Genomic DNA, 6,483 nt, shown 5'->3' with positions numbered 1-6,483 from the left:
CATCAAACTGTTCGTTAAATACACTTTTAACGGATACATTATATGAGATAATTATTGTAAATTGAAGAATTATTATTACATTCTGTATGCTATTGAATAGAGAACTGGTGTATGGTTAAATTCACTTTACTGTTAATTCTCCAAATTGGTCATATAGTAATTTTAAACGAATAGAATGATTTTCTTTTAAAAGCTCATAGGCTTCACGAAGTAATTTATGTCTTTTGTTATAGAGTGTAGAACATGTAAATGTGTTTGAATTACAACAAGGACAGACAATACCCATAATGGCCGTATTAAAAGCAATAAGAGTATTTTGATCTGGATCAATCTTACAAAATAAACGAACAGAGTTACCTGTGTCTGGCTTTACAATGATTGTGACCATGTTATCTTCTTTACGAATATTCCCATTAGAATCCATCTCTAAAGTGGCATGTGCTAGTTTCAATTACTTTCACTCCTTAATTTTTATGTATTAGTAGAATTTTTGGAGTATCTAAATAAACAAAGTTTATATTTAGATAAGTGCGATTTCTTAAGTTCATACAATTAGTATTATAACATCTATATCCCATCTGCTAGTGTACAAGGACATGAATCTCTAAACTATTTTGACAAAAAAATATAAACTTAATATAAAAAAATCAATTATCTATAGTAATCTAATCTTAATTAAGTAAAATCTTTAATTCATACAAAAATAATGCTCAGAGTCATTTAAGAACTTTGAGCTTTGAGGAGCTGACTGTGGTGAAAAAATAATATAAGAGTTAATAAAAAAGAGTGCAAAACATGTCTGCATTCTTTTTTATTGCGCCCTAGCTACAATAGGTAAAGTATTTGTAATAAAGATAGGTGTATACATCTATAACTTAGATTTGGGCTAATTTCTCCATTTTTCAAGCAAAGGAAATATAGAGTTTATTTATGTGTATAGTGAGAATTAAGGTTTAGAATATTCTGTGTCAACATTATCAATTTACTATAGTTTACAATTATGTAAAAATAGAGATGATTATAATTTTTCGAAATAGTATATTAAAAGCTATCTTAAGGGTAATGTGAGCATTTATAGCCTACTTATAAAGTGGGATCAAGTTCTTGTAGAATTCACTAAACAAAATGAGGTGACTGTAAATTGAGAGAAATTGCGAAAAAAGTACAAATGATACGTTTACAGGAGGAGCATTTCGGAAGTCATGCAGACGCAGAACAGTATTGTGCCAAGCGGTGTAAAATAGAACGAGAGAGAATTAAATTAGAAAAAAATATAGTTAAAAAACGAACTCAAAAATTTCAAACGACAGAAGAAAAATGGGACTCAAAATGTAAAAAAGCAGTACAATTATTTAATCAAGGAGAGGAATATCCAACTATTGCAAAAAAACTGAGGTGCAATGTGAGTAATTTGTATAGAGAGCTCAAGAAACGGGGCGTATTACAAATGCCAAAGCAAGTAGCATCATCTAAATCATTAAAGTCATCCATAATACCACCACAAACAAAAAAATCGAAGTTCGAACGATATAAAGAGTATTATATGTATAAATAGAAGAATTAAAGGCTACTCGAAAGTTGCAAATATTTACATAATTTACCTGTAACTAATGGACTTTAAATAAAAAATACAAATTAATAATAATTACATCCAAAAAATTTTATTCTTAGATGTATCACGAAATACACTTTTTGAAATCACATTTAGCTCTCTTCTGAATTAAACTTATTCTCCTTTTGGCAGAATAAATAAAAATACCCAAATAACAAAAATGTGGATTAAAAAAAATAAGAGATTTTTTAGTGTTTGCTTCTAAATGTCCGCTAATGTTTAATGTTACACGGTTCTCTGAAATTTGTTATTCACTCTGTATATTTTATAACCGTTATTCTTAATATAATATTAAATGAATTTTTTATAAATGGAAGGGGATATATAATGTTAACTGAATTACAACAAAAGTTTTTCTTAAAGTTAAAAATTCCACCAAAAGAAAATGTGAATTTTGAAGATTTGCATACAATTCTTTTACAGATGGGGCACTTATTACCGTATGAAAACATAGACATCATGGAAGGAAATATACAAGAATTTTCTAGAGAAACTATTGAAGAAAAACTACTTTTAAAGAATCGTGGAGGATTATGCTATGAGATTAATTCTTTATTATATTATTTTTTGTGTGATTGTGGATTTAATGTGTATCGAATAGCTGGAACCCTTTATGATTCGAAAATAGGAAAGTGGAACCCGGATGATGGACACGCACTTATCGTTTTACAGCACAAAAATGAAAACTATATAATAGATGCTGGTTTTGCATCCTATCTTCCTTTACATCCTGTTCCTTTTCATGGTGACAGTGTGACTTCTGTAACGGGAGAATATCGTGTTCGTAGGCAAAATACAGAGAAAGGGACCTATGTATTTGAAATGAAAAAAGGGAAAAATGGGGAAACTTCTCATTTTCTTGATTCGGATCTTACTGATACCTGGTCTATCGGCTACGCTTTTTATTTAAATGCAATTGATGAAAAGAAAATAAATGCTATACAAAATATGGTTATAGAGCATCTAGAATCGCCAGTAAATAAGGGGAGTATTATTTGCAAATTAATTGGAAACGGTCATATTGCACTTACTGAGAAAAGTTTTACCGAAACTCGGCACGGAAAGAAGTCTAAAAAAGAAATAACAGTGAAACAATATTATCAAATACTTAGAGATAAATTCAATATATTTTTAGACATATAGCCTGAAGTTAATTGTAAAGGTTCACCATATTATTTCGCGAAAATTGTATGTTTCTGCACACGTTAATACTGAACAAAAAATTATAGGATTTCGCTTTTTTCGTGTTCAAAGCTCTTTTAAACTTACCTATATTCAGATAATTAAATGGAATTAAGTTACTAAGAAAAAGGGAATTTTACTATATTTTTAAAGAGTGAGGTTCCTATACTTGGGCAGATTATTGCAACGGATAAATTTGCCATTCTTATGATGGTTCATGGCAAGCAACAACTAGTCTACAAAAAAGCAATTTCCACAATCATTAAGTAATTCTTTTTCCTTTTTTTAAAGGAGGGAAAAACAACAAAAAAAAGAAGGTTGAAATCAACCTTCTTTAAAATAAAGGAACAGATGACAGATTACTACTCCAACTCTTAATCAATTATAATAAAGTTAGTGCGAATATTCAATTCGTTATAAAATTTCTTAATATTTATGGCTTATTTTCAAATTATAATATAAGTAATTCTTTTTATTAATATATGTTCGATCTTTCCTGTTGCAGAATGAACAGCTCCCTGTCAAGTAGACAGTGGAAATAATAAAAAACACTTTAAGCGGCTTGAACCCTGTATTCTAATGGGCTTAAGCCGTTTAATTTTTCTTGGTAACGTTCATTATTGTAAAACTGGATATAATTATCTATCGCTTGTTGTAACGCTTCAAATGTCTCATACTTATGTAGGTAATACTTTTCACACTTCAACGTCCCCCAAAACGATTCCATTGGTCCATTATCTATACATTTTCCTACACGTGACATGCTATGAATCATTTTTGCCTTTTCTATCTTTCTCTTAAACCCATGTGACGTATATTGATACCCTCGATCACTATGAATCAATGGATGTTCATTCTCTTTTAATATAGTGATAGCTTGATCCAATGTTTGAAATACCAATTTATTATTGTTTGAATGTTCCAATACATAACTAATAATAGACCCATCATAAAGATCTAAAATGGCGCTTAAATACGTTTTCCTTCCGTTTCCTAATTTGAACTCCGTGACATCTGTTACCCATTTTTCATTGGGTTTGCTTGCAGTAAATTCACGATTTAGTCGGTTTTCAGCGACATATTGCGCAGTTGAGGGAACATAGCGCTTTCTTTTCCGACGAATCACGGACTGTAATCCAGCAATGTGCATTAAGCGATAAATGCGTTTGTGATTAAACTTTTTATGATACATTCTATTAATATTTAATTTCATTCTTCGGTACCCATAAATGCCTTCTACTCGTGCATAAATAGCTTGAATATCCAGAAGAATTGCTTCATTCTCTAATTCTCTAGCTGTTGGCGTACGCTGTAGCCATTTATAATAAGCAGCACGAGATACACCGGCAATTTCACATAAAAGGATTACTGCCAAATTTTCATGCGCATGTAAATCTTGAATCGCTCTATATTTATTTTGTAGACGAACGCTTGTTAACGATGCCTCCTTTCGAGTTCTTCTAACTTTTTTAAAAAAGCATTTTCTGCACGTAATCGTTCATTTTCTCGTTCTAAACGTTTCATTTCCAGTTTAAACTTTTCTTCAGCTGTTAATTCATATTCTTCTTTCTTTCGACCGCGTTTATCTTGTAGTGCTTCTTCACCATTTGCTTCAAACTTCTTGACCCATTGATATACTTGTTGATAAGAAACTTCATAACTTTCGGCAGTGAGCTGATAGTTTTTCTGATGTTGCATACAGTAATTCACAATTTGAATTCGTTCTTCTAACGTTGTTTTTCTTCTACTTGTCATAGAGTTTGTCATTCCTTTACCGGTATCATTTAGTTCTCTATGACTATTATACTTTTTAATCCATTTTCTCAAAACCGCAGTACTGGATATATTGTATTTTTGGATAATCTTGTTTAACGAATCGTGTCCTGATAGATAATCATTGACGGCTGCTAACTTTAGCTCTTTTGAGTAACGCTTCCAAGAAAGTGCTTCTTCTAGGCCGTCTTCACCATTCACTTCATACCTTCTTTTCCAATCTCTAATCGTCCCAGGATCAACAGAAAACTTTGCCGTAATGTCAGCTATTGAATGATGACCATCTTTATAAAGAGCTAAAATCGCCAATTTTTCAGCTTTAGAATATTTCATTCTAGCCATAAAAAATACTCCCCTTAGATAACAGATTTTTATTTTTTATCTGTCTACCTAATAGGGAGATGACCAGTTGGTAAATACGTAATTAACTATAGATGGTAATAAAGATAATATTTTGGATATCTTTAATCACTTAGCTGGTTTCTATTGGTAGAATCCTTTTTGCTCACGTTTCATAGATACAGAATAAATTTTAGCTTACTAAATTGGATGAGTTAACTTCTGAGAATCTTTAAGCTGAATTGTAAAAACTAGTTAGGGACATAATGAAAAAGTTGGTTTAACTGAGCTCACAGTATTTTTAGCGATGAAATTTCGTTGAATATAGTATAAGATATCTCATATTCCATTGGACCTATAGCCTATTTTCATGATTTATCCGTACAATTTTACGAGGCATAGGCAAAGAAATCCTTTACGGCTTATTACCATCTATTGTTCGACTATGATAATATCATAACAATAAAGCGTTTACAACTGAAAAACAAAGATAATATATGAACATTCGACTTTTTTCGACATGGATTATTTTATGAAAATGCATCAAAAAATCAAGAAAATATGTAATTTCCATTACAAATCTATTATGTTTTGCTTCTAATTGTGTAATTTAACTGTATATTTATATGATTTAAGTTATATATCCTATTCTTTTGAGTGTTAAGTTGGAATTGAGTTCTTTGGCCATTTCTTGAACTACCCCCACTTTCACTTCGTTTAGAAGTGAGGGATTCCTAAGTAAAGAGTTCTATCGAACTCTAATTGATTAGGCTAACCCCGCAGTCCTTGCGGTTAGAAGCCTTATCGCTTCATTCTTTAGATTGATACTTGCGTTAATATCCCTATCATGATGTGTACGACAAGAAGGACAGTCCCATTCACGTAGGTTTAGATTTTTAACGTCTTTATTTTGATATCCACAACAAGAACATAATTGGCTGGAAGCAAATGTTTTCGATGCGACAATGACTTGTTTGCCATACCATTTTGCTTTGTATTCTAACATGGATCGAAATTGCGACCAAGATACCTCACTAATTGCTTTTGCTAACTTATGATTCTTTAACATATTCGATACTTGCAAATCCTCTATACCGATAACATCGTGGTTTTTGATGATTTCAGTTGAAATTTTGTCCAAGTAATCTTTTCTAGCATTTGATATGTATTCATGAATTCTAGCTACCTTTACTCGTTGTTTATTCCAGCGAGAAGATCCTTTCATTCTTCTAGAAAGAACACGCTGTGCTTTCGCCAACTTATCTTCTAATGATCGGAAAAACTTCGGATTTTCATAGTGTGTTCCATCTGACAAAATAGCGAAATCTTTTAGTCCTACATCTATTCCAATGTAAGAATGTGTTTTCGGAAGTTCTTGTACTTCTGTTTCAACTATTAGTGACACAAAATATCTACCAGAAGGGTTCCGTCTAACTGTAGCATTTACAATACGCCCCTCTACTTCGCGACTTTTGGCAAATCGAACAAGGCCTAGTTTCGGCAACTTTATTTTGTTCCCTACAACGGCAATGTTTTCATTTGTTTGTTTTGTGGTATAAGATTGTACGTTGTTCTTC

General features: G+C 31.5%; 5 protein-coding genes and 1 pseudogene. 3 read left to right on the top strand and 3 right to left on the bottom strand.

Annotated features, from left to right (window positions below):
- Positions 1-121: 121 nt before the first annotated feature.
- Entirely contained in the window at positions 122-451 is a 330-nt protein-coding gene (locus ACS2CR_RS32995) for a hypothetical protein (RefSeq protein ID WP_325839145.1), read from the bottom strand.
- Between the two features lie 690 nt (positions 452-1,141).
- Here ACS2CR_RS32995 and ACS2CR_RS32990 point away from each other — a divergent pair.
- The 3 genes and pseudogenes from ACS2CR_RS32990 to ACS2CR_RS32980 form a co-directional block, all read left to right on the top strand.
- Complete coding sequence (locus ACS2CR_RS32990; RefSeq protein WP_001206763.1) at positions 1,142-1,555, top strand: hypothetical protein; 414 nt, start codon at positions 1,142-1,144, stop codon at positions 1,553-1,555.
- Positions 1,556-1,939: 384 nt separating this feature from the next.
- Positions 1,940-2,755: an arylamine N-acetyltransferase family protein gene (locus ACS2CR_RS32985; RefSeq protein WP_000954720.1), complete on the top strand. Its 816-nt coding sequence runs from the start codon at positions 1,940-1,942 to the stop codon at positions 2,753-2,755.
- Positions 2,756-2,917: 162 nt separating this feature from the next.
- A pseudogene (locus ACS2CR_RS32980) lies at positions 2,918-3,064 on the top strand (RNA chaperone Hfq); the annotation flags it as partial.
- Between the two features lie 283 nt (positions 3,065-3,347).
- Here the strand turns inward: ACS2CR_RS32980 and ACS2CR_RS32975 are convergent.
- Together ACS2CR_RS32975 and tnpB are read right to left on the bottom strand one after the other, a co-directional pair.
- A protein-coding gene (locus ACS2CR_RS32975; protein ID WP_309567634.1) for an IS3 family transposase occupies positions 3,348-4,909 on the bottom strand; the annotation gives its coding sequence in 2 pieces (ribosomal slippage) (positions 3,348-4,276 and positions 4,276-4,909; 1,563 coding nt in all).
- A gap of 763 nt (positions 4,910-5,672) precedes the next feature.
- Positions 5,673-6,483, bottom strand: an 811-nt coding sequence (gene tnpB, locus ACS2CR_RS32970; protein ID WP_438906143.1) for an IS200/IS605 family element RNA-guided endonuclease TnpB, incomplete at its 5' end; no start/stop codon positions are given.

Origin of the sequence: Bacillus cereus group sp. BceL291, assembly GCF_051776705.1 — a bacterium.
Lineage (GTDB): Bacteria > Bacillota > Bacilli > Bacillales > Bacillaceae_G > Bacillus_A > Bacillus_A cereus.
The sequence above is the reverse complement of the archived record's forward strand: the minus strand, read 5'-3'. Positions and strand labels throughout refer to the sequence as shown.

Bases quoted from the DNA above. Each gene is read 5' to 3' on its own strand.
- ACS2CR_RS32985 (WP_000954720.1), top strand. From the start codon at position 1,940: ATGTTAACTGAATTACAACAAAAGTTTTTCTTAAAGTTAAAAATTCCA.